General features: G+C 70.0%; 30 protein-coding genes and 1 tRNA gene. 15 read left to right on the top strand and 16 right to left on the bottom strand.

Annotated features, from left to right (window positions below; translation table 11 throughout):
* Positions 1-15: 15 nt before the first annotated feature.
* The gene (locus IFR11_RS08175) at positions 16-492 is read right to left on the bottom strand and encodes a general stress protein (RefSeq protein WP_070408497.1); all 477 of its coding nucleotides are present in this window, start codon (positions 490-492) and stop codon (positions 16-18) included.
* 144 nt (positions 493-636) lie between these two features.
* On the opposite strand from IFR11_RS08175, the gene IFR11_RS08170 reads away from it, so the two are divergent.
* Complete coding sequence (locus IFR11_RS08170; RefSeq protein ID WP_191915808.1) at positions 637-1,032, top strand: YccF domain-containing protein; 396 nt, start codon at positions 637-639, stop codon at positions 1,030-1,032.
* 42 nt (positions 1,033-1,074) lie between these two features.
* Here IFR11_RS08170 and IFR11_RS08165 read toward each other — a convergent pair whose 3' ends face one another.
* Positions 1,075-2,013 (bottom strand): hypothetical protein, encoded by a 939-nt coding sequence (locus IFR11_RS08165; RefSeq protein ID WP_191915807.1) that lies wholly within the window; start codon positions 2,011-2,013, stop codon positions 1,075-1,077.
* A gap of 106 nt (positions 2,014-2,119) precedes the next feature.
* On the bottom strand, positions 2,120-2,488 hold the full coding sequence (locus tag IFR11_RS08160; RefSeq protein WP_191915806.1) for a VOC family protein: 369 nt from the start codon (positions 2,486-2,488) through the stop codon (positions 2,120-2,122).
* Positions 2,489-2,542: 54 nt separating this feature from the next.
* Between IFR11_RS08160 and IFR11_RS08155 the strand changes: the two genes are divergently transcribed.
* The 4 genes from IFR11_RS08155 to IFR11_RS08140 all read left to right on the top strand — a co-directional run bounded on the left by IFR11_RS08155 (position 2,543) and on the right by IFR11_RS08140 (position 4,916).
* Positions 2,543-2,980 carry a MarR family winged helix-turn-helix transcriptional regulator gene (locus IFR11_RS08155; RefSeq protein WP_191915805.1) on the top strand — a complete coding sequence of 146 codons (438 nt, stop codon included), beginning with the start codon at positions 2,543-2,545 and terminating at the stop codon, positions 2,978-2,980.
* 156 nt (positions 2,981-3,136) lie between these two features.
* Positions 3,137-4,042, top strand: a complete 906-nt coding sequence (locus IFR11_RS08150; RefSeq protein WP_191915804.1) for a DMT family transporter — start codon at positions 3,137-3,139, stop codon at positions 4,040-4,042.
* A complete protein-coding gene (locus IFR11_RS08145; RefSeq protein ID WP_244630661.1) occupies positions 4,023-4,751 on the top strand; it encodes a GntR family transcriptional regulator in 729 nt (242 codons plus the stop codon). Before IFR11_RS08150 ends, IFR11_RS08145 begins: the two co-directional genes overlap by 20 nt.
* Before the next feature lie 92 nt (positions 4,752-4,843).
* Positions 4,844-4,916 (top strand) — tRNA-Met (locus IFR11_RS08140).
* An 80-nt stretch (positions 4,917-4,996) separates the two neighbouring features.
* Here the strand turns inward: IFR11_RS08140 and IFR11_RS08135 are convergent.
* Positions 4,997-5,197, bottom strand: coding sequence for a tyrosine-type recombinase/integrase (locus IFR11_RS08135; RefSeq protein WP_055834068.1), 201 nt, complete (start codon positions 5,195-5,197; stop codon positions 4,997-4,999).
* Positions 5,198-5,751: 554 nt separating this feature from the next.
* On the opposite strand from IFR11_RS08135, the gene IFR11_RS08130 reads away from it, so the two are divergent.
* On the top strand, positions 5,752-6,255 hold the full coding sequence (locus IFR11_RS08130) for a hypothetical protein (protein WP_191915803.1): 504 nt from the start codon (positions 5,752-5,754) through the stop codon (positions 6,253-6,255).
* A gap of 207 nt (positions 6,256-6,462) precedes the next feature.
* Here the strand turns inward: IFR11_RS08130 and IFR11_RS08125 are convergent, their stop codons facing one another.
* A complete protein-coding gene (locus tag IFR11_RS08125) occupies positions 6,463-6,885 on the bottom strand; it encodes a hypothetical protein (protein WP_055834059.1) in 423 nt (140 codons plus the stop codon).
* 96 nt (positions 6,886-6,981) lie between these two features.
* Between IFR11_RS08125 and IFR11_RS08120 the strand changes: the two genes are divergently transcribed.
* Positions 6,982-7,461: a hypothetical protein gene (locus IFR11_RS08120; RefSeq protein WP_191915802.1), complete on the top strand. Its 480-nt coding sequence runs from the start codon at positions 6,982-6,984 to the stop codon at positions 7,459-7,461.
* A 100-nt stretch (positions 7,462-7,561) separates the two neighbouring features.
* On the opposite strand, the gene IFR11_RS08115 is transcribed toward IFR11_RS08120, so the two are convergent.
* On the bottom strand, positions 7,562-8,290 hold the full coding sequence (locus IFR11_RS08115; protein WP_055834053.1) for a hypothetical protein: 729 nt from the start codon (positions 8,288-8,290) through the stop codon (positions 7,562-7,564).
* Between the two features lie 398 nt (positions 8,291-8,688).
* On the opposite strand from IFR11_RS08115, the gene IFR11_RS08110 reads away from it, so the two are divergent.
* The 3 genes from IFR11_RS08110 (at position 8,689) to IFR11_RS08100 (ending at position 9,861) form a co-directional block, all read left to right on the top strand.
* Positions 8,689-9,153 (top strand): helix-turn-helix domain-containing protein, encoded by a 465-nt coding sequence (locus IFR11_RS08110; RefSeq protein WP_197978629.1) that lies wholly within the window; start codon positions 8,689-8,691, stop codon positions 9,151-9,153.
* On the top strand, positions 9,150-9,566 hold the full coding sequence (locus IFR11_RS08105) for a hypothetical protein (protein ID WP_191915801.1): 417 nt from the start codon (positions 9,150-9,152) through the stop codon (positions 9,564-9,566). The genes IFR11_RS08110 and IFR11_RS08105 overlap by 4 nt, the downstream gene beginning before the upstream one ends.
* Before the next feature lie 70 nt (positions 9,567-9,636).
* Positions 9,637-9,861, top strand: a complete 225-nt coding sequence (locus IFR11_RS08100; protein ID WP_055834045.1) for an RNA-binding S4 domain-containing protein — start codon at positions 9,637-9,639, stop codon at positions 9,859-9,861.
* A gap of 114 nt (positions 9,862-9,975) precedes the next feature.
* Here the strand turns inward: IFR11_RS08100 and IFR11_RS08095 are convergent, their stop codons facing one another.
* From IFR11_RS08095 to ykgO, 4 genes are all read right to left on the bottom strand, one after another.
* Positions 9,976-10,272: a hypothetical protein gene (locus IFR11_RS08095; protein WP_055936231.1), complete on the bottom strand. Its 297-nt coding sequence runs from the start codon at positions 10,270-10,272 to the stop codon at positions 9,976-9,978.
* Positions 10,269-10,577, bottom strand: a complete 309-nt coding sequence (locus IFR11_RS08090) for a metalloregulator ArsR/SmtB family transcription factor (RefSeq protein ID WP_191915800.1) — start codon at positions 10,575-10,577, stop codon at positions 10,269-10,271. Before IFR11_RS08090 ends, IFR11_RS08095 begins: the two co-directional genes overlap by 4 nt.
* 84 nt (positions 10,578-10,661) lie before the next feature.
* Positions 10,662-10,850, bottom strand: coding sequence for a hypothetical protein (locus IFR11_RS08085; protein ID WP_191915799.1), 189 nt, complete (start codon positions 10,848-10,850; stop codon positions 10,662-10,664).
* Positions 10,851-10,870: 20 nt separating this feature from the next.
* Entirely contained in the window at positions 10,871-10,993 is a 123-nt protein-coding gene (ykgO, locus tag IFR11_RS08080) for a type B 50S ribosomal protein L36 (RefSeq protein WP_055834032.1), read from the bottom strand.
* Positions 10,994-11,073: 80 nt separating this feature from the next.
* On the opposite strand from ykgO, the gene IFR11_RS08075 reads away from it, so the two are divergent.
* Together IFR11_RS08075 and IFR11_RS08070 are read left to right on the top strand one after the other, a co-directional pair.
* Entirely contained in the window at positions 11,074-12,069 is a 996-nt protein-coding gene (locus tag IFR11_RS08075) for a GTP-binding protein (protein ID WP_191915798.1), read from the top strand.
* Between the two features lie 54 nt (positions 12,070-12,123).
* Positions 12,124-12,330: a hypothetical protein gene (locus IFR11_RS08070; RefSeq protein WP_191915899.1), complete on the top strand. Its 207-nt coding sequence runs from the start codon at positions 12,124-12,126 to the stop codon at positions 12,328-12,330.
* Positions 12,331-12,443: 113 nt separating this feature from the next.
* Here the strand turns inward: IFR11_RS08070 and IFR11_RS08065 are convergent, their stop codons facing one another.
* The 4 genes from IFR11_RS08065 to IFR11_RS08050 all read right to left on the bottom strand — a co-directional run bounded on the left by IFR11_RS08065 (position 12,444) and on the right by IFR11_RS08050 (position 16,610).
* Positions 12,444-13,529: an ABC transporter permease gene (locus IFR11_RS08065; protein WP_191915797.1), complete on the bottom strand. Its 1,086-nt coding sequence runs from the start codon at positions 13,527-13,529 to the stop codon at positions 12,444-12,446.
* Positions 13,526-14,551: an ABC transporter ATP-binding protein gene (locus IFR11_RS08060; protein ID WP_191915796.1), complete on the bottom strand. Its 1,026-nt coding sequence runs from the start codon at positions 14,549-14,551 to the stop codon at positions 13,526-13,528. Before IFR11_RS08060 ends, IFR11_RS08065 begins: the two co-directional genes overlap by 4 nt.
* Before the next feature lie 61 nt (positions 14,552-14,612).
* A complete protein-coding gene (locus tag IFR11_RS08055; protein ID WP_191915795.1) occupies positions 14,613-15,542 on the bottom strand; it encodes an NAD(P)/FAD-dependent oxidoreductase in 930 nt (309 codons plus the stop codon).
* 87 nt (positions 15,543-15,629) lie between these two features.
* Positions 15,630-16,610, bottom strand: a complete 981-nt coding sequence (locus IFR11_RS08050) for a glycerophosphodiester phosphodiesterase family protein (RefSeq protein ID WP_191915794.1) — start codon at positions 16,608-16,610, stop codon at positions 15,630-15,632.
* A gap of 142 nt (positions 16,611-16,752) precedes the next feature.
* Here IFR11_RS08050 and IFR11_RS08045 point away from each other — a divergent pair, with 142 nt between their 5' ends.
* Both IFR11_RS08045 and ligD read left to right on the top strand, forming a co-directional pair.
* Entirely contained in the window at positions 16,753-17,622 is an 870-nt protein-coding gene (locus IFR11_RS08045; protein WP_191915793.1) for a Bax inhibitor-1/YccA family membrane protein, read from the top strand.
* 190 nt (positions 17,623-17,812) lie between these two features.
* Complete coding sequence (gene ligD / locus IFR11_RS08040; protein WP_191915792.1) at positions 17,813-19,042, top strand: non-homologous end-joining DNA ligase; 1,230 nt, start codon at positions 17,813-17,815, stop codon at positions 19,040-19,042.
* On the opposite strand, the gene IFR11_RS08035 is transcribed toward ligD, so the two are convergent.
* Positions 19,009-19,566, bottom strand: a complete 558-nt coding sequence (locus tag IFR11_RS08035) for a TetR/AcrR family transcriptional regulator (RefSeq protein ID WP_191915791.1) — start codon at positions 19,564-19,566, stop codon at positions 19,009-19,011. The genes ligD and IFR11_RS08035 overlap by 34 nt on opposite strands.
* A 68-nt stretch (positions 19,567-19,634) precedes the next feature.
* On the opposite strand from IFR11_RS08035, the gene IFR11_RS08030 reads away from it, so the two are divergent.
* Positions 19,635-20,348 (top strand): MBL fold metallo-hydrolase, encoded by a 714-nt coding sequence (locus IFR11_RS08030; protein WP_191915790.1) that lies wholly within the window; start codon positions 19,635-19,637, stop codon positions 20,346-20,348.
* Between the two features lie 103 nt (positions 20,349-20,451).
* Here IFR11_RS08030 and IFR11_RS08025 read toward each other — a convergent pair whose 3' ends face one another.
* Entirely contained in the window at positions 20,452-21,819 is a 1,368-nt protein-coding gene (locus IFR11_RS08025) for a glycosyltransferase (protein WP_191915789.1), read from the bottom strand.
* Positions 21,820-21,851 lie beyond the last annotated feature (32 nt).

Below are 21,851 nucleotides of genomic sequence, written 5' to 3'. Positions count from 1 at the left end.
CGCCCCGGCGAAACGTTACGCCCGCGCCTCGCCCGCCGCCCCCGACGACAGCAGCGACTGCGCGCGCGAGTAGTGCTCGGCATCCACCGTCACGTCCCACCGCTCGGCTTCGAGTCCCTGCACCGACGAGAAGTCGCGGCGGCCGCCGGTGAACGCGTGACCGGCGAAGCCGAACACCGCACCCCAGACGGCACCCAGGACGAGGCCCCAGACCAGCAGGCCGAGGAATCCTCCGGGGGTCAGCAGCCCCAGCAGCACGCCGATCATCAGACCGAACCAGGCACCGGAGGCCGCGCCGAGACCCGCCGCGCGTCCGCGGGTCAGGCGGCCGGTCACCTGCTCGACGATGCGCACGCCGTGCCCGACGATCGCGGTGTGCTCGACGGGGAAGCCGGCGTCGGAAAGGCGGTCGACGGCCGCCTGCGCTCCGGTGTAGTCGCTGAAGCTCGAGAGTGTGCGGCGCTCGGGGGTGGCGCGGGTGACGTCGGTCATGGGGGTTCCTCTCCCTCGGATGGGCCTCACGCTAGCCCTCCGCGTCTCGACAGGCGGGGCGCTTGCGCGTCGTCCTGCGCCTGGATAGGCCCGGGGCTGTCAAACCCCGGATGCCACACAGCCCGGCCGGTCATGATGGGGGGCATGCGCCTCATCCTCAACGTCCTCTGGCTCGTGCTCTCGGGCTTCTGGCTCTTCCTGGGCTACTTCGCCGCGGGGATCGTGCTGTGCATCTTCATCGTGACGATCCCGTGGGGCATCGCGGCGTTCCGGATCGGCCTGTACGCACTGTGGCCGTTCGGCCGCGAGATCGTGTCCAAGCCCACCGCCGGTGTGGGCTCGTTCCTGGGCAACGTCGTGTGGGTCATCCTCGCCGGGTGGTGGCTGGCGCTGCAGCACATCGTCACCGGCCTGCTGCTCTGCGTCACGATCATCGGCATCCCGCTCGGGATCGCGAACTTCAAGCTCGTGCCCGTCTCTCTCATGCCCCTCGGCAAAGAGGTGCGCGAGCTCCGTCGCGGGGGTCCGTTCGACCGGTGACCCGGTCCTCGGCCGGCGCGCACGGCAGCTCATCCCGGCGCGTCAGCGCGCGGTGCGCTCGTACACCCGTCGGGGAAGGGCGAGCAGGATGCCGACGAGCGTGACGACCGCCCCGATTACCGCGGTGGTGATGACGAGCTCGACCGGGAAGGCTCCGTCGCGCGCGCCGGCGAAGCGCGCGAGGTCCCAGGGAAGCACGCCCACCTGCTCGTTCCACGACCGCAGCGCAGCACCCGCTCCCATGAACGCCACCGTGACCGCGGGGACGGCGCACCCCACGCCCATGCCGGCCAGGGCGATACCGGTCGCGCGACGGCGTCCGAGTTGGGGGCGGAGCGACCACCCGGCGGCGACGAACACCCAGGCGAGCAGGGCGAACGCCCCCGTCAGGTAGAGCACCCGCACCGCGGGGATGGTCCACAACCCCGACCAGATGCCCTCGGAGCCCGACAGCGCCACCGCCGTCAGGGCGACGACGCAGCGCAGCACGAGCGCGCCGCCGACGGCCGCGATGATGGGCCACGGCGAGCGCTTGCCGAGCAGCAGCCGCACGACGATCGCGAAGACGAGCCAGCTGGCGATGGCCACGGCCGCGCCCCATAGGCCGTCGCGGGGCGTCTGCACGATGCGGGTCGCCACGAGCAGGCCGCCCGGAATGAGGATCATCAACCACCGGTCGAGCGGCAGCAGTCCGAGGCTGGACTCGCGGGCCCGCCAGGGTCGCGTCGACGCGATCCACGTCGCGCGCGCGGCGGCCGCGCCGGGGCGGCGCACCAGGCTGGTGCGGGCGGCGACCATGCCGATGACGACCCAGACGACCCCGAGCAGCAGCAGACCGCGGCCGAACCATTCGATCGTCGCGTCCACGACGACGGGAGCGCGGGTGAAGGGATCGACCACGAACGAGAGGATGAGGCCGAGCACGAGGAGTCCGCCGGCGGCGCTCAGCGCCAGAACGCCTCGCCCCGTCGTCGTCGCCATGCACCTACGTTAGCGGGCACTCCCGCGCGTTCCGACCGCGAAGGTCGGGCCATCCGGGCCGCCCATCGCGACCGCGGCGCGCGGGCGCGGCCGCGCGCACCGGCGGTCAGGCCCGGTCGTGCAGAGTGACGTGGTATCCGTCGGGATCGGCGAAAGCGAACGTGCGGCCGAAGGGTCCGTCGATGGGGTCCATGACGATGCGGTGGCCGTCGGCGACGAGTGCGTCGTGGATTCGCTGCACATCGGTGGCGTGCAGCCAGACGGCCGCGCCGATCCCGGGCTGCGCCACACCGCTCAGGTCTGTCCCCGGCGCGAGGTCGCGCAGGGCGAAAGCGATCGGCGTCGTGGTGAAGACCACGGCGTGCGGGGGGCCCGCGGGTGAGCGCTCGAGTCCGAGGTAGCGCGCGTAGAAGGCGTGCGAGGCGTCGAGATCGCGCACCTGCAGGGAAAGGAAGTCGGGGCCGGTGACGGGCATGGAATCTCCTCGTGTGTCAGTTATCTGACACTGACTGTATGTCAGAATACTGACATGACGCAAGAGCGCATCGACCTGGACACCTCGTTGGGGTACCTGCTCAAAGAAGCGGCGAGCGCGCTGCGCTCCGCGATGGAGGACGTCCTGCGCCCCCTCGGCATGACGATCACGCACTACTCCTGCCTCGAGCTCCTCGCTCAGCGTCCGGGGTTGTCGAACTCCGACCTCGCCCGCGGGGCATTCGTCACGCGGCAGTCGATGAACGTGCTGCTCCAGACACTGGAGCGCGACGGGATCGTCGAGCGCCCGAATGCCGCCCCCGTCGGCAAGGCACTGCCCACGCGTCTCACCGCGCGCGGCCTCCGTTCCCTCGAGGCGGCGAGCGCCGCCGTGCGCTCGGTCGAACGTCGCATGCTCAGCGGAATGTCCGACGCCGAGCAGGCCGCCGCCCTGCACGCGCTGCGTTCGATGGCGGCGTCACTGCGCGGTTGATCCCAGTCCGACTCGGGCGCCGCCTCGCACAACGGCGGGGCAGTTCGCCGACACGCCGACACGGTCCGTTCGGACTCGGCGCGTCCTCTTCGTCGTCCGCCGTTGTGCTCCGCGTCCGCCAGCACCCTGGATTGCAGATTGTGTAACAATCAATTCATGTTGCCCGCCCTCGCCGTTCTCGCGGCGGCCCTGTGTTTTTCGACCACGGGTACGGCACAGGCGCTGGCAGGCGTCGACGCCTCCCCCGTCGCGGTCGGTGCCGCGCGGATCGTCGTGGGCGGCGGCATCCTGGGTCTCGTCGCCCATCTGCGGCGCGCGCCGACTCCCCCGCTGCGGGTGATGCGCGGATCCGTCAGCGGACTCGTCGCACTCGGAGCGATCGGCGTGCTCGCCTACCAACCCCTCTTCTTCCTCGGCACGCGAGAGAACGGCGTGGCCATCGGCACGGTCGTCGCGCTGGGTTCCGCGCCGATCGCAACCGGAATCGTGGATGCCGTGCGCCTGCGTCGCGCCCCCTCGCCGCGCTGGATGCTCGCCACCGCCATCGCCCTCGCCGGTGTCGTGCTGGTGTCGGGAGTCACCGGCGGCTCGATCGCGCTCGCTCCGAGCGGTCTCCTCGCCTCGGCGGGCGCCGGAATGTCGTATGCCCTCTATACGGTGTGCGGAAAGGCGCTGATCGAGAGGGGGTGGGACTCCACCCGCGTTATGGGCACGGTCTTCGGTGTCGCCGCGGTGGCGAGCCTGCCGGTGCTGCTGGTAGCCGGGTCCTCTTGGCTGCTCACTCCCAACGGCCTCGCGCTCGCGCTCTGGCTCGGAGTGATCACGACGACGATCGCCTACCTGCTGTTCGGCTGGGGGCTCGCCCGGCTGACCGCCGTCACGGTCTCGACCCTCACGCTCGCCGAGCCCCTCGCGGCGACGCTGCTCGGGCTGTTCGTGCTGCACGAGCAGCTCACCCCGATGGGAGCCGTCGGCCTCGCGCTCATCGCCGTGGGCCTCGCCGTGGTGTCCGTTCCGTCACGTCGTCGCGAGGAGGTTCCGGATGCCACGGCCCGCGCGTGACGCCTCCGCCCGCGCCGCGGCTGGACACGGTGGTGCCGGGCGGGACACCCGCGCCTCGGCGGCACCCGGCCGCGCCACCGCGGATTCCCCCGGCCCCCGCGCCGCCGACCTCGTCGCCGACGCGGTGCGCTCCGGCATCCTGTCGGGAGATCTCGCCCCCGGAACCCCGCTGCGCGAAGAGGAGCTGAGCGCGACGCACGGCGTCTCGCGCCACACCGCTCGCACCGCACTCACCCGCGTGGCCGGCGAACGCCTCGTCACCGCCGAGCCCTATCGAGGCGTGCGGGTCTCGCTGCTCGACGACGACGCACTCATCGCGCTGCAGCAGCTGCGCTGCGCCCTCGAGACCGAGGCGCTGCGGATCGTGCGGGATCGCGGCATCCATCCGCCCGACGTCGACGCGGCGCTCGACGCCCTCGCCGACGCCGAGGCCTCTGGTAACTGGCCCGCCACCCTTGACGCGCACGCCCGCGTACACCTCGCCCTCGTCGATGCCGCGGGCAGCCCGCGGATCGCCGAGGAGTACCGGCGCCTCGACTCCGAGATGCACCTGCTGCTCACCCACGTGCGCCCGGCGTATGCACCGGGGACGCTGACGGCCGAGCATCGCGCCTACGTGCGAGCGGCACTGGACGATCCCGAGCGGGCCGTGCGCGCGCACCTCGCCCACTCGACGCGAGCGATCATCGACGGGCGGCGCGCGCGCTGACACGGGGTCGAGCGCCACACGGCGACATCTGTCGTCACTTCTCGCAACGCCCGCACCGTGCGTCCGCGGTCGGGGTTAGCGTGAGGGCACATCGCGGCGATCCGGGCGGTCCCGGGCCTCGGCTCATAACCGAAGGCGTGGCGGGTTCGACTCCCGCCGTCGCGTCGACGACGGAGGCCCCGCGATCCCTTGCGCTGTGAGGGATCGCGAGGCCTTTCTTCTCGACTGCGGTCGGCGCGTGGCCACTATTTGGCCACAACCACCCGTGATCGAGCCGCGTCGAGAGCGGCCGAGACAGTGTCGACGTCGTCGTCGAAGAGGTCTGCGTAGACGTCGAGGGTCATGGCAGCGGACGCGTGGCCGAGCATGCGCTGAACCGCCTTCACGTTCGCACCGGAGCTGATCGCAAGAGACGCCGCAGTGTGCCGCAGATCATGGACGGTCATTCGCTCGAGACCCGCGGCGTCGAGAGCGGTAACGAACCAGGACGGGGAGCCGCCGGAGGCGCGTGGGTACTGATGCGCCTTCTTGCCCTTGCGCGGCAGGTCGACCCCGCGCGCGGCCTTGTGCGGGATGCGTCGGTCAAGAGATCCTCCTACAGGGAAACGTGCGCATCCCCCTCGCAAGTGTTCCCACGTACACCGGCACCGGCCTTCCCGAGGGACACTACGGTTGTCCACCACGGGGCGCCTCGAACGCGCCGACGGGTCCTGAGGCCGCCCGCAGCGCCGCTGTGCTCTCTGCCATATGAGCGTGTCCAACGAAGAGCTCCTGGAGAGTCTCACCGCACTAGTCGAGCGGTACCAAGCTGATTCCGTCCTACTTCTCCGAGACGGCCCAGATCAGGTTGAACTCATGGAGTGGGTGAACCACGCGAAGGTGATGATCGAGATGCTGCTATCGCATTCTGCGATGCTGACTCGCGTCATCGTTGACGAACGTTCGTAGCCGTCCCGGCCAACCAGATAGGCCGCGGTCGGCCAGCGTATCGTTTCGATCCGTGGACACTTTCTGGTCAACCCTCGTGGCCTCCTCGGCGTCGCTCATCGGCGTGTGCATCGGCATAGTCTCAAGCCGCGGCGCAGCCCGATCGCAAGACAAGCGAGCGGCACTGGCTGCACGAGCTGAGGCAGCCGACGCGGTAGCCGAAGAGCTGGTTTCCGCGCTCAGACAGCTGCGCCGGCTACCTGCAATGCACTTCGAGTCTCTGGCGCAAGAGGTGTACCTGCCCGAGCACTGGTACGAGAACTACGAGCCCGCACTACTTCACCGTCTGGGCCGCCTCCAGGACGCGGACGCCCGCGCAGCGCTCCGCCTGATCGTCAACTCGCTCGGCGACCTGAAACTTCACGAGTTCTCCTCCACCTACCAGTCCATCGAGAGTCAACTGCTCCTGGCGCTCGAAATAGTCCAAAGCAGCCGCCGAGGCGAACCCGTCGACTCCACGAGCCGCGCCGAGCTCGCCGCTCTGCAAAAGAGGATTGACCACCGGCCCCCGTTCTGACCGAGAATTCATCTGCCCCTACCTTCGACGCGCGCCGCGTCTACTCAGGCGTCCGCGCGACCCGAGAGTACGAGATGGCGTTTGAAAACTTGCAACGCTGCGTGCCTCGTGGCACCGGAACCCCGCCGGCCACACTCGCACCGCCACACAAACCGTGACCTCCCGGCCCCATCTTCTTCCCAGTCCGCGTCTTTCAGCCCGTGCACGTCAACCCTCGTCGTGGTTCAGATCATCGCGGGAGATTCGCCTGAGGGGCACGTCCTCCGGCACCGCTCGGGAGATGAGCTGTACTTTGAACCGCTTAAGCCCCCGGGACAGAACGTCGAGCGCTCGCAGCTCGTGCACAAGAAAATCCGTCACGGGGATCTCTCCGTGACGGGTCGAGTACTCAGCGAGCGTCAGCCCGCCGAGCTGCTCCCGGTCAACGGCGAACAGGGTAAGCCCGTCACGGCCGCGCAGCTGTGAATGACCGAACTGCACGCCGACAAGCATGTAGCGATCGAGGTCTAAGCCAACCGCTTCTGCGAGCTCCGTCAAAGCCGGTCCGTGCCCGTCCGCGGCGGCGGTACCTCGGAAATCGTCATACTGCGTTCCCGCCGGCTCAACTACTTCGTCCCACTCTACGGCCATGGCTCCCCCATTCGACAAGCGTTGCTCGACCATACCCGCGCGCTTAGCCGCAACGTCACACGCCACAGAGCGGGGACGCACATGTACCGTGTGGCCATGGAAAAGCGCGAGCCTGGCCGGTACAACGGACCGTGGATGCACAGCCGCTGGGCCGCGCTCAACGGCGTCGACAACGTCCCCCACCCCGTCGACCTAGCCCACCCGATCATGGCGCTCGTCGACGCCCGCCGAACCAACCTCGCGAACTCCGCGAAGAACCTCGACCGCGCACCATTCGACAACAAATCGTTCTACCGCTCGCCCGGCAAGCAGCACGTCAGCGTCCTCATCACGGCCCCCTACCTCGGAGCAGCCCAGCGCACTTACGGCAGCGTCTCAGCACTCAACGACACGGCACACCGCATCGCGCGCGACTTCGGACTGTTCGTACGGGTGGGCCACCCTGCCGACACCATCCACCTGAGCCTGTGGTCAAACGAGCCTACGGTCCCCATCGTGTTCTGGAACCCCGAGCGCATCACGCTCCACCTGCCTGATCCCGCCGACCCATATCCCAGCGTTGCAGGCGGGGCCTGACGAGAAGAGCCACACCCCGACGCGCTCACGAGGAGCGGGGGGCCTCTTCGAGCCGATATCAACCGGTCCGCCTACAACAGCGGTCATCAAAGGTCACCAGCTAGTCGGTTGGTGCATCAAGCGCGCGAAGGATGTCGCGTTCCCACGTCTCTGCATATGAGATGTCGGGAAACTCCTCCCCTGAACGGTCCCGCATCGCCCAGAACGCGGCAAGCAAAGATTCGTGACGTTCCGGTTCCTGCCACCACGCTCGGAGCGCTTCGTTCAATTGGAACAGAGCCCGATGCATCACCGTCACGACGGGCTCACCATCCGACGCGGCTATTGATCTAGCTGAGTCGAGGATGGTGGTGCGAAGAGCGTGCATCAGCGACACCATCAGCGGATGCCCCTCCGCCTCGAGCTCACGCCCTAGTTGGTTGCCGCTTAACCTCGCCATTTCCTGGTCGCTGAAGGTGTTCGGATCTTCGTCGTGCCGGATCGCCGTCCAGTGGTTTACGACAGCTCGAAGGGAGTCTCTGTGCCAATCGGTGATGCGGTAACCAGCTCTGCGCCGAGCGTTCTCTACCTCACGAGCTTGAGCCTCCTGGTGGCGCGTCTGCTCGGCGTACAGCGCCTGGGCCGCGATCTTGTTGGACTCGCTTGCCACCCTCGTAGCGTGAACAGACGTGACAACCGCAACGACGACGGCGGCCAAGGTGGCCAGCGCAGCTATGGCAGTGACGGCGAGCGAGATCCAGTCGTAGACATCCCGCTCGCTCAAGGCTCTCACAACGTCCTCCAGCTGGCATGACACCGTTTCCGACTCGACGCATGCGCTGGCATCCATCAGCCCAAAGTAGCGGACGCCCTGTGGGGCTCTACACCGATTGAAAACACCCCACCGCCAGCTCCTCATCGCTCTGCGCGCGATGGCGCCCCAAGGGGGTGGGGGGTACCCCCGAGGAGCCGACCTCGATCGGACCGCCGGGGAGGTGGCTGTCCCTTCAACCGGGTTCAGACATTTTCCCAGGCGGACACATTCTGGCCACAACCTGCCGTCAACGTGGGCTGCAGACCAAAACCATAAACCGGCCTACATGCCCATAATCCCGCCAGTGCGAAGCGCCGGCTAGACAACACCGCGACAACGGATCGGGTTCGACTCCCGCCGTCGCGTCCACTTCCGCACCACGGGCACGAGAAGGTCGCCACGCGTAGGCTATATCACGGAGGTATACCGTGACAGTGACTTTCGACCACAGCCGAGCGTCGCAGCTGGTGCGAGCCGCTCGCCTCGACCGGGGGATGTCTCAGGCCGATCTGGCGCGAGCCGCGGGCATGAGTCAGCCCAATGTGGCAGCCGTGGAATCCGGGACGAGGAACCCCAGTGCAGACGCCTTCGAACGCCTCCTCCGCGCCGCCGACTACCGGCCGAGTCTGGCCGTGGAAGAACATGCCGGGGCGATCGTCGAGGCCGGGCTCCGTCACGGGCTCCGTGACATCCGTGTCTTCGGCTCGGTGGCCACGGGAGCGGATCACTTCTCATCGGACATCGACCTGCTCGCCCGCGTCGAGAGCGGGCGCGGCTATTTCGACATCGCCGCGTTCGTGAATGCCGTCGAAAAGCTCACCGGATTCTCCGTCGACGTGATCGTCGACGACGAGCGGCGCCCCGCATTCCTCGACTCGACGCCGATGGCCGCGCTGTGACGGGTTCCGAGCCCGTGCCGGCCAAGCCCTTCACTCGTGCACCCCGCACCGATCGTCCACGGAAAGACGTTTCGCAGGAGAACTTCCTGAACAGCGTCGACGCGATCGACGCGTTCCTCACCCACGCGACGAGCGGTGGAAGGGACGCATTCCAGCGCAACTCTCCCGCGTACGCGTCCGGCTCGATGGCGATCATCCGGGCGGCCGCGCTCTTCGAGACCGACGAGTTCGCCGACTTCCTGGCGACCACCCCGAACGAGGTGTTCACCGCCCTGAAGACGATGCGCAACATCGCCTCGCATTCCGGCTACCGCGCGATGAACGACGAGTTCTTCTGGGTCACTCTGACCACCGAGCTGCCTCCCCATGTGAACCGATGGAGGCTCGCAGCCCAGGCGTCGGCGTCAAGCTGAGCGCCGCCGCCTCGGAAGGCCCGGCGTTCAGAACCCGCGCCCACGCCGTGACCGGTGCCAGACTGGAGCGATGACCAGCCCCGCACCCCAGGACGTCCTCATCGGCAGCGAGAGCATTCGTCTGAGCGCGTTCCTCAAGTTCGCCGGCATCGTCGATTCCGGCGGAGACGCCAAAGAGGCGATCATCGACGGGTACGTCAAGGTGAACGGCGAGGTCGAACGCCAGCGCGGGCGGCAGCTGCAGGTCGGTGACGTCGTGACGTTCGAGGGGCAGTCGCTCCGCGTCCAGCCGTGACGTCACCACGCCCCCTCTGACACGAGGAAGGCCCGCTCCCCCCGAAGGAGAAGCGGGCCCGGCAGGCGAGATCCCGCGCTCGTGACACGGGATGCCGCTCGGCTCAGCGGCGGATCAGTGCTCGTCGTAGTGGTCGGTGTGCAGCGAGTGGCGGTGACCGTCGTGCACGTAGTCGGCGTGGCCGTCGTGCTCGATCTTCTCGTGGCCGCAGTCGTCGCCGTGACGGTGCTCGTCGACGGTGTGCTCGGCCTTCGACTCGTGCTCGTCGTAGTGGTCGCCGTGCAGGGCGTGGTGGTGCGTGCCGTGCACGTAGTCGATGTGGTCGCCGTGCTCGATCTTCTGGTGGCCGCAGTCGTCGCCGTGGGCGTGCTCGTCGACGGAGTGCTCGGCGTGGGTTTCGGTGGTGCTCATTGTTCGTTCCCCTGGTCGTTCGGTTCCTGGACGTGGGCGATCGCATCGAGCACGAAGTGCGCGACATGCTGGTCGGCGAGGGCGTATCGAATCTCTTTCCCCTCGCGCTCCGAACTCACCAAGCCCGCCTGGCGCAGTGTCCGCAGGTGTTGAGACACCAGCGGCTGCGACAGGCCCGCCTGCTCGGCGAGCACGCTGACCGTGAGCTGTTCGCGGCTCAGGAGCCACACGAGCGCGAGACGCGACTCGTTGCCCAGAACCTTGAACAGTTCCGCGGCTTCGTCGAGTCCCGCGATCTTGTCCACGGCATCCACTCGACCATACACATGCACGAATTGCAATGTTTTCAGGTTATTGGGAGCGATTCTCGTTCGCGTACCGACGGCGGTTCACGGCAGGTCGTCGCGGTCTCCGCTCGACCGCCCCTCGCCGAACGCGGCCCACATCCACGCCGTTTCGGCCGCCGCGCGAATGTCATCGTCGTCGCGTCGCCGTTGGGCGCGGCGCCCGATCCCGAGCCCCGCGCCGGCCACCGCGACACCGATCGCGATACCCACAGCGAGCGCCCCGAGTTCCATGGGGCGATTCTATGAAGGCGTCACCCCTGACGCCCCTTGAAGCGCGGGTTCTGCTTGTTGATCACGAACACCCGACCACGACGGCGAACGACCTGCGCACCGGGCTGCTTCTTGAGTGACGCGAGCGAAGCGCGAACTTTCATGGGGATCCTCCTTGTTGATAACCGTTCTCACCAACACGGTAGGGTGTCGGGAGCCCCCTGACAAACGAGAGGTGGATGCCATGCCCCGCACGATCGCCATCCTCGGCGTCTGCGCACCGGAACGCCGGGCCTACGCCGAACGCACCGCTGTCGCGCTCGATCGCCCGTTGCACCTGCTGCGTTTCGCCGACCTCCGGTCCTTCCACGCCCTTCCCCACCCGCGGTCACGCCCGAGCGCCGCGCACGCCGTCGTCGACCTGGGCACCGACGTCGACCTCATCCACGCGATCGCCTCGCGCGGCGGCGCCGAGGTCGAAGCGGTCTGCGTCGTCGACGCCCGGCACATGGTGGGCGACCTGCTCGACGAGGCGCCCCTCGTGGCATCCGCTCGTCCCGGCGACACCCGCGCCGACGTCGGTGCACGCGCGCGGCAGGCGGCCTTGGCCCTGGAGCTGGCGACACGCATCGTCTGGATCAACTGGGAGCAGGTGCCCACTGCGGCCCTCTCCGTGCAGATGGCCCTCGCTTCGCACCTGAATCCCACCGCCGTGGTGCGCCTGTCGCGCGATCCGCTCAGCGACCTGCACTCGGAAGCTCCCCGCGACGGCGAGATCCTCGAGCGAGCGGGCTGGGTACACGCCCTCAACGCCGAGCACGACCCCTACATGCGCGACAACCGCGTCATGACGGTGCGCTACGAGCAGCTGCGGCCGTTCCATCCGGCCCGCCTGTCGGCCGCGCTCGACCGGCTCGACGACGGCGCCGCCGGACGCCTCGTGCGCTCCGCCGGATTCTGTCGCCTGGCCTCACGCCCCGGCATCCTGGCGCGGTGGGAGCACGTCGGCTCGGCGATGTGGCTCGAACCGATCGGTGCCGACGACGGCCTCATGGGCATGGGTCAAGAGATCGCCTTCACCGGCCTCGACCTCTCGGCGCCGAAGCTCGCGCACGTGCTAGACCGGGCCGCTCTCACCGACGACGAGCTCGCCAGCGGCCCCGCGGCCTGGGCGCTGTTCGACGACCCGCTGCCGGCTTGGCCCGCGGTGGAGTCGTCGATCCCCGATGCCACCGACTGACGACGACCTGTCAAGCCGGTTCACCGGCACGGCGGCGTGGGGCAACGTGGCGGCATGAGCACTCCTGAGATCCCCTCCCGCCACTCCGACGATGCCCACGCCGACTCCGCCGCCCCCACCGACGCCGTGACCGACGAGGTGCGCGAAGACGCCGCCGAGTCCGAGGAACACGTCGAACTCGACAACCAGACGGGCGACGCGCTCGACGGCGACGCCCCGGCGGACGACCCCGGGTTCCCTGCCGCCGAGGGTCACGCCTGAACTAGCGGTGATCGGAGCGCCCGGCGCGCATCTGCCCGGGCGCTCCTCCTGCACCGACCGGTGACGCGAGTCCCGTCGACGGCAGCGGCTTCGGAGCGGGTTCCGCTCGGCCGCTACGCGATCCGCGTCCCCGGCGGCAGGCGCTTCGCGGGCGTGCGCGTGCGGGAGATTCCCCACCACAGCAGTCCACCGGCGACCACCGCCTGCAGCAGCAGCCCCACGAACCAGCTCGGCGCGGTGCCGGCGAGCTGCTCCTCGGTGGTCGGGTAGTCGTATGCGCTGCCCGCGGGGTCGGCGCAGGCGTCCCAGCGCGGCGCCGGGTCGGGCTCGATCTGCGCGAGGCGCACACCCGAAGCGATCTGCGAGAACAGGTCGGACGGGTAGCCGTCGCGATACGTCGGCGGCGTGGCATCCGCGAGGATCACGAAGGGATTGGCCGCGAGCAGCCACCATACGCGGTCGAAGCGCGGGGTCTCGCCGTACGACCTCGACTCGACGCACTCGAGCTCGTCGTAGGTGGGGCACCCCGCCCCGGGGCTCGGCGCGCCCGGGTCGCAGCCGGCGGGCACCGCGTTCCAGTCGACGTCGCGACTCACCGTCACCTGCGGAGTACGCAGCGCGGCGCCGCCCAATCCGAAGGCGAGCAGCGTGCCGATGGTGAGCGCGGCGACCACCAGGTACGTGCTGGCCACCGAGAAGATGGGCCGCGCGACCACCGCGCTGAAACCCACCCCGATCGCCGCGACGATGCCCACCTCGAGGATCAGGATGCCGAGCGAGCTCACGATCACGCCCGGATTCAGCGCCCCGGCGAACGTCGACACGATGAGGAAGGGCACGGCCACGACGAGGAAGGCGAGACCGGAGATCCACGCGGCCAGGAACTTGCCGATCACGATCTCGGTCGTCGTGGCGAGCGTCACCTGCACGGGAGCAAGTGTCGCGCCGTCGCGGTCGCCGTTGACCGCGCTGCCGCTGAGCGTGGGCGACACCAACAGCACGAGCAGGAGCACGAGCATGATGACGAGCGAGAAGAACCACTCGTTGCCGCCGCTCCAGAGCGAGAACGCGGCGAGCGAGAGCACCATGACACCGAGCAGGATCGCGGCGAAGATCCCGAGCAGCACGTACCAGCCCACCGAGCGGACGCGCTGACGCAGCTCGATCCCGATGATCGTGCGCAGGCGGTGCGGATTCATGCGCGGCTCCCCTCGTCGTCGCGGTCATCGGGCTCGGCGGGCGCCGTCGGCCCCGGTGCGGCGGCACCCGGCGGGGATGGAGGCGGCGCCGACTCGGACCGCAGGTCGAGGAAGGCGTGCTCGAGATCACCCACGGCGGGAGCGAACTCCACCACCGGCAGGCCCGCGCCGACGAGGGCGCGCAGCCCGGCGACGGCACCCGCGTCGTCGCTGAACGGCACGAGGGCATCGCGCCGGTCGAGACCGATCTCGCCGCCGGAGCGGCCGAGGGCCGCCGCGATATCTCCGCGCGCCGCCTCGACCGACCTCGAGGAATCGGTCGCCAGTCGCACGCGCCACACCCGCACGCGCGTCGCCGCCGCCGCGATGCGGTCGCCCGCGACGGTGCGTCCGTCGACCAGGAACACGGCGTCGTCGACGACCTCTTCGAGCTCGGACAGCACGTGACTCGACATCAGGATCGTGCGTCCCTCGGCGGCCAGGCGTCGCAACAGCACGCGCAGCGCGATGCGCGCCTGCGGATCGAGGCCCGAGGCCGGCTCGTCGAGCAACAGCACGCGCGGGTCGTGCACGAGCGCGCGGGCCAGAGCGAGACGCTGCTTCTGTCCACGCGACAAGACGCGGGCAGGTGCCGCGGCGAGCGCGGTCAGGTCGACGAGCTCGAGAAGTTCGTCGGCGCGGGAACGCGCGGCGTCACGCGACAGGTCGTAGAGCTGCGCGGACGCCACCAGCACCTCTCGCGCCGTCAAGCTCGGCCACGCGCCCAGGGAGTCCGGCATCCATCCGAGCACGCGTCGCACACCCGCCGGGTCGGCGACCGGGTCGATGCCGCCGATGCGCAGCTCACCGTCGTCGGGCCGCAGCAGAGACGCCAGCATGAGCATGAGCGTGGTCTTGCCCGAACCGTTCGGCCCGACCAATCCCGTGACGCGGCCCGGGGCGGCGGTGAACGTCACCTGCCGCACGGCCTGCACCGAACCGAACGACCGTCTCACTCCCGCGACTTCGATACCGGCTTCCATGGCCCCCACCCTAGAGGGAGGCTCCGACGTGGCCCGTCTCGCGGATCGCGGATGCGAGGGCTCAGGATGCCGCCAGCGCCCGGCCGAGAGCGTCGCCCGACGACCACGCGGTGCGTACCGCCGCACTCTCTCCCCATGCATCACCGCAGGCCGAGAGCCCGGGCGAGCGGAAGAACGGCTCCCCGGTCGCCTCGACGGGTCGGGCGAAGGTCCAGCGGTGGGCGCGCGCGGCGACAGGGTCGGCGTCGATCCGCAGAAGTCGGCGGGTCGCCGCGACGACGGACGCGATCGCCGCGTCGGGGTCGTCGAGGTGCCGTCGGGCGCGGTCGGCGGTGGTGTGCACCACGAGCACGGGAGCACCGTCGCCACGACGGTCGCCGTCGTCGGCGAGGAACGACACGTCGGCGTCGCCGTCGGCGAAGGCACCGTGCAGGTCGGCATCCCACTGCCTGTCGTCCCACCGGAGCACCGCGGCGATGACCGGCTCCCAGTCCTGAGCGCCACCCGGAGCCTCGCCCGTCAACCGCGCAGCCTGAGGGGCGGGCATCGCGAGCACCACCTCGCCTGCATCGCGACCGTCGACGCGAAAGGGCTCGACGCGCTCGACGGCGTGCTCCGACACCACGTCGAGCCCCTCGGCCAGGTCGAGCGTCAGCGAACGCGAGCCCAGCGGAGCCGCCCATCTCATCGGACCGGGCTTGGGCGTCTGCCCGCCGTCGGCGTCGATGACGGAGAAGGTGTCGGTCCAGGGACGGGCGAGTCCCCGTTCCTCCCAGTCGGCGACGAGATGACCGAAGCGCTCCGCCTCGCCCACGACGAAGTACGACGCGCCGAGGTCGACCGCGCGCCCGTCGATCGTGCGGCTCGCCAGGCGCCCACCCACGCGGCGCCCCCGATCGAGCACGCGCACCGACCTCCCGGCATCCTGCACCGCTCGCGCGCACGCGAGCCCGGAGATCCCGCCGCCGACGACCGTCACATCCACTGTCATGCGGTCATCCTCCCGCGTGATGCGAGGTGGAGGGGCGGGGTTGCGCGGCCTCCGATCCACCGCGCCCCGCAGATCGACTCGACGCGCTCAGCTCCGGAAGAACTCGACCCCCAGGTCGGGATTATCCACGAACACCCCGTCGAGCCCCGCGTCGCGCAGCACCGACCATTCCGCGCGGTGATCCCCGAACGCCGCAGCGCCGCCGGGCCGCCGATACGCGCGCAGCAGGAACATATTCTCGGGACGGCATGTCCAGGTGAAGACGCGCAGACCGCGTTCCTGCGCCTCGGCCACGAGCGGAGCCGGGCCGCGCGCACGGCCCCAGCGGTCGGGGGCGAGGATGAGGCGCTTGTCGGGGCTGATGCCGTCGACCTCGGCGGCGAGCCCGTCGAGCCCCCGGGGGGTCAGCATGGCGGCGTACCCCGCGGCGTCAGTGCCGTCGCGTTCCCGCAGGTCCCACGGGGCGCCGTCGGCCTCGATCAGCTGCACCAGCGGAACGCGGATGCCGAGGTCGCGCAGCCGCGTGAGCACCAGGGGTTCGAACGACTCGATGACGAGGGAGTCGACGGCATCCGCGCACCCGGCCGTGCGCAGCTCGTCGCGTACGAGCTCGGCCATGTCGAAGCCGAGGCGGGCGAACGCGGCCGCGTGCTTGATCTCGAGCACCACCCCGACTCCCCCCTCGCGGGCGAGGTCGAGCACGTCGCGCAGGCGCAGCACGGGCTCGGTGTCGTCGTGGGCGGCGCTGGCGGGACGGATCGCGGGGATGCGCTCCCGGCACCGGAGGGTCTGCAGCTCCGCCCAGGTGAAGTCCTCGGTGAACCACCCCTCGAGCCGCTCGCCGTCGATCGTCTTCGACGTGCGCCGGTCGGCGAACTCGCGACGCGTCGCGACATCGGTCGTGGCGCTGATCTCGTTCTCGTGACGCACGACCAGCACACCGTCTTTCGAGGGGACGACGTCGGGCTCGACGGCATCCACTCCCGCGGCGATCGCTCGCGCGTACGAGCTGCGGGAGTGCTCGGGGAGGTACCCGGGGGCACCGCGGTGGCCGATGACGAGGGGCATTCCGTCACGCTAACGACGCCGGGTGAACAACGGGTCCGCTCAAAGCAGAATCCCAGTCAGCACAAGGAATCCCGCGGCCCCCTCGGCTAGTGTTGTCTGACAGCACGGTGCTGTGATCACCATCTTTGGAGTGTGAGTTCCCGTGGCCCTCAACAACCCGGCATTCAGCAACCCGGCGTTCCAGGACCCTCGAGCCGGTGGCGCCCAGACGCGCTACAGCCCGCCCCCGGCCGTCGATCCCGCCGCAGACGCGTCGATCGAAGGGGCGTACGCAGCCCCCGCGGCGAGTGCAGCCCAGACCGGTCGCATGACCGTCGAAGACACCGTCTTCAAGACCCTGGCCCTCTTCGGCATCCTCGTCGTCACCGCCGTCGTCGGCTGGATCTGGACGATGAGCGGCGTCAGCGTCGCCAACCCCAACCCGAGCGTTGCTCCGATGATCATCGGAGGCCTGGGCGGCTTCGTGCTCGCCATGGTCGCGATCTTCAAGAAGAAGCCGTCGGTCCCCGTGTTCATCGCCTACGCGGCGTTCGAGGGTCTGTTCATCGGCGGAATCTCGGCGTTCTTCGAGTTTATGCTGCCCGGCATCGTCGTGCAGGCGACCCTCGCGACCCTCTCGGTCGTCGGTGTGACCCTCGCCCTCTTCGCCAGCGGCAAGATCCGCGCCTCGAAGCGTGCCACCAAGATCTTCATGATCGCGATGGTCGGCTACCTCGTCTTCAGCCTGCTGAACGTCGGCCTCATGCTCTTCGGCGTGCTGCCCGAGGGAATGGCGTTCGGCCTGCGCAGCGCCACCATCGCCGGCATCCCGATCGGTCTGATCCTCGGTGTGCTCGTGGTCATCATGGCCGCGTACTCGCTGGTGCTCGACTTCGACCAGATCCAGCGCGGCGTCCGCAACGGCGCCCCGCGCGTCTACGCGTGGGTCGGCGCCTTCGGCATCATGGTCACCGTCGTGTGGCTGTACGTCGAGATCCTGCGCATGATCGCGATCATCCGCGGCAACAACTGACGCACCGATTCACGCGAAGGGCCGTCCCGTTCGGGGCGGCCCTTCGTCGTCCCCGCCTTTCCTTCCCGTTGAGTGTCCAGGACACGCCGCGAGACCAGGTCGATGTACGGCGTGTTCTGGACACTCAACGCCGGGGCGGAGCGCCCGCAAGGGGTGCCGCGGCTGAGCGTCCCGACGCTAGCGTCGCGTCATGAGCCCCGCGAAGACGCCCGCCGAGATCCTCGACATCGACGGACACGAGGTGCGCGTCACCAGTCCCGATCGCGTCGTGTTCGCCGAGCCCGGCATCACCAAGCTCGACCTCGTGCGGTACTACCTCGCCGTCGCCGAGGGGGCGCTCCGGGGCGCCGGTGGGCGGCCGATGGTGCTGAAGCGCTTCTCGAAAGGCCTCGACCAGGAGCCGTTCTTCCAGAAACGCGTGCCCGAGAACCACCCCGCCTTCATCGACACCGCGACCCTGCGCTACGCCTCGGGCACGTCAGCGGAAGAGACGGTGATCCGGGATGCCGCGGGGCTGGCGTGGGTCGTCAACCTCGGCTGCCTCGACCTCAACCCGCATCCCGTGCGAGCCGAAGACCTCGATCATCCCGACGAGCTGCGCGTGGACCTCGACCCAATGCCGGGGGTCGACTGGTCGCAGATCGTCGACGTGGCCTTCATCGCCCGCGACGTCCTGCAAGACCACGGCCTCGTCGGCTGGCCCAAGACCTCGGGGTCGCGCGGGCTGCACATCCTCGTGCGCCTCCGCCCCGAGTGGAACTTCGCCGACGTGCGTCTCGCGGCCGAGACCCTGGCCCGCGAGGTCGAGAATCGCGCGCCCGGGCTCGCCACCGCCCGCTGGTGGAAGGAGGAGCGGGGCGAGAGCGTCTTCGTGGACTTCAACCAGAACGCCAAGGACCGCACGGTCGCGTCGGCCTACTCCGTGCGCGCCCTCCCCGACGCGCGCGTCTCGACACCGCTGACCTGGGACGAGGTGCGAAGCCGCCGCCCCGACGAGTTCACCGTGCTCACCGTGCCCGAGCGCTTCGCGACCCTCGGAGACCCGCACGCCGGGATCGACGACGCGGCGGGGTCTCTCGACGCGCTCCTCGCCCTCGCGAAAGAGCTCGGTCCGGCCGAGAAGCCCCCGCGTGGCGGCGACGGTTCGGGCCGGCGAGCGTCGATCATGCCGCTCATCGAGGTCGCGCGCACCAAGACCAAGCCCGAGGCGCTGGAGGCACTCGAGACGTGGAAGCAGCGGCATCCCGACGCCACCTCCGCCCTGCACCCGGCCGACGTGCTCGTCGACGGCATGCGCGGCTCGAGCTCGCTCTGGTACCGCGTGCGGGTGAACCTGCAGCACGTTCCGGATGCCGAGCGCCCGGCGCAGGAAGGCCTGATCGCCGACTACGACCCCTGGGCCGGCCGATCCCCGTCGTGAGCGTTCGAGAGCGAGGCGACGAGGTGGGCGCGACCGTAGTCGTACGTCTGATCGAGGTCGCCGCCGAGCCGGAAGGCCCCGCCGAGCTCCATGGTCACGAAGCCCGTGGCCCAGGCCGTCAGCAGTCGCGCGGCGTCGAGCGCGTGCTTCTCGCCCACCGCCGACGTGGTCGCCCGCAGCACCGGCGCGCTCGTGGCCGCGAGGCGATCGGCATCCACCACCGTCGTGAACAGCAGACGGAACGCCTCGGGACGATCGTGGCCGAAGCGACGGAACGCGATCAGCAGGGCGTCGAGATCGTCGGATGCCGCCGTCAGCCGAGCGGTGAGCTCGTCGGCGGCCCGTTCCCCGACGCGCGCGAGCAGAGTCTCGCGGTCGCGCACCCTCTTGTAGAGCGAGGGCGCCTTCACCCCCACCGCCTGCGCGACGGCCTGCATCGTGACGGCACTCGGTCCGCCCTCGTCGAGCAGTCGCGCTGCCGCATCGATGATCTCATCGAGGCTCGTTCTCTCCGGAGTCGGCATGATTCCTCCCATGGCTACGGATATAAGCTATCATGGCTAACGTTCGTAGCCATCCAGGAAGGCCCCTCATGAGACTCGCCCCGTCGCTCCACCGCATCGGCAACGACATCGTCGCCTCGTACCTCATCGTCACCCCCGAGGGCATCACCCTCGTCGACGCCGGACTCCCCGGCATGCACGCCGACCTGCTTCGAGAACTGGATGCCATCGGCCGTACCCCCGGCGACATCCGCGGCGTCGTGCTCACCCACGGCGACAGCGACCACGTCGGCTTCGCCGAGCGCCTGCGCCGCGAGCACGGCGTTCCCGTCTACGTGCACTCCGCCGACGCCGACCGCGCCCGCGGGGGCTCGAAGCCGAAGGCGGCCATGGGCCCGATGCGCCTCGGCCCGCTGCTCAGCTTCGCCGCCTACGGGATCCGCAAGGGCGTGCGCCCCCAGTGGCTGACCGAGGTGAACGAGGTCTCCGACGGCGACGTGCTCGAGCTCCCGGGCAGCCCCCGCGTGGTCGGCATGCCCGGGCACTCCCCGGGCAGCATCGCCGTGCACTCCCCCGCCGTGCGCGCGGTGTTCGTCGGCGACGCGCTCACCACGCGCCACGTGCTCACCGGCCGCATGGGCGCCGCCCCCGCACCGTTCACCGACGACCCCGCCGAGGCGATGGCCTCGCTCGACCGCATCTCCGGACTGGATGCCGAGTGGGTCCTGCCCGGGCACGGTCCCGCCTTCCACGGCTCACCGGCCGCCGCCGCCGACGCCGTGAGGGCTGCCGCGCGCGGCTGAGCGGGGCTCGCGGGGGTCGCGCGCGACGGTGGGTCCGCCGCCGGGGCTGAGGGGTCCGAGCGAGGGACGCCGCCCCCGCCGCAGCGCCCCGCCCCCGCCGGGCTCAGCGCCGCCGGTCGCGCGACAGCGCCTCGGCGCACGCTGCGGCCAGCGTCTGCATCGCCCGCGCGGGACTCAGCGTCGTCGCCGCATCGAGGGCCTCGGTCGAGAGGCGTTCGCGCAGCGCGGCATCCGTCAGCACGCGCCGCAGTGCGTCGACGAGCGCATCTTCGTCGCCGTCGGGCACCAGGATGCCGCCTCCCCCGGCCAGCATGTCGCGCGGGCCGTAGCGGATGTCGTAGGCGACCACCGGGGTGCCGTGCGCGAGGGCCTCGGCCAGCGCCAGCCCTTGGCCCTCGAAGGCCGAGGTCGTGAGGTACACCGCGGCCCGATCGAGCACCGCGCCGGGATCGGTGGTGAGTCCGGGGAGCGTCACAACCTGGTCGAGGCCGAGTTCGACGACGAGGGCTTCGAGGTCGGCGCGCTGCGCCCCTTCTCCCCACAGTTCCAGACGCGCCCCGGGCACCTCGGCCGAGACGCGCGCGAAGGCACGGATGGCGTGCCCGAGCCGCTTACCGGGCGCGAGCCGACCGAGCACGACCACCCGGCCCGCGTCGCGATCGGCCGAGGGGACGCTGACCTCAGGACCCATCACGGCGTGCGGGGCGACGAGGTCGTGGGACAACGGGCCGAAGCGGTCGCGCACGTCGCACCGCTGGTAGTCCGTCGGCCAGAGCACCGCGTCGAAGCGCGGGGCGACGCGGAACCATCGCGTCCACAGCGCGTTGAGGTCGGAGTCATCCCGGTACGGCGGTTCGAGATGGATGGTGTGCACGGTGTGCACGATCCGCGCGCGGTCGTCGCCCCAGCCCACGATGAGCTCGCCGAGCTGACGCGACTCGCAGATGACGACGATGGGGCGGTCGTTCTCGGCGCGCAGGCCCGACGCGAGCGAGGTCAGCCACGCGCGGTACAGGGCGCCGAATCCGTCGATGACCCCGACGGGCTCGCCCGCGGCATCCCGGATCACGATGGGTGCGGTGGTGAGGTGCCAATCGGGGTCGGCGACCTGGGGCAGCTCGATGGCTCCCCCGGCGACGCTCCGGTACTCGAACCCCGGGTCGGCCCCACCTTCGCGTGCCGCCTGCCGCACCCACGCGGCCGCTCCTCCGTCGGGTGCCACGGCCTCGTCGAAGAGGTTCCGGAACATGCCCGATGCCGCCGCCACCCCGCGCTCGACGAAGGTCGCCCGATGCGCCGCGTGCGCGTCGGCCGTGCCGGGGTCGACCGTCAGCAGCAGCGGAGCTGCTCCCGCCTCGGCCATCTGCCCGGCGCGCGCGAGAGTGGAGATCGTGTACCCCCCGTCGAGATCGGGGATGAGCCGACTCGACAGGATGAGGTACCACGCGTCGGGGAAGTCGCCGAGAGTCACGCCCCCATCCTCTCCCACGCGCCGCCGATTCA

This window comes from Microbacterium sp. CFBP 8801 (assembly GCF_014839455.1).
Classification (GTDB): domain Bacteria; phylum Actinomycetota; class Actinomycetes; order Actinomycetales; family Microbacteriaceae; genus Microbacterium.
Note: the sequence above shows the minus strand (reverse complement) of the source record. Positions and strands in the feature narration are given on the sequence as shown.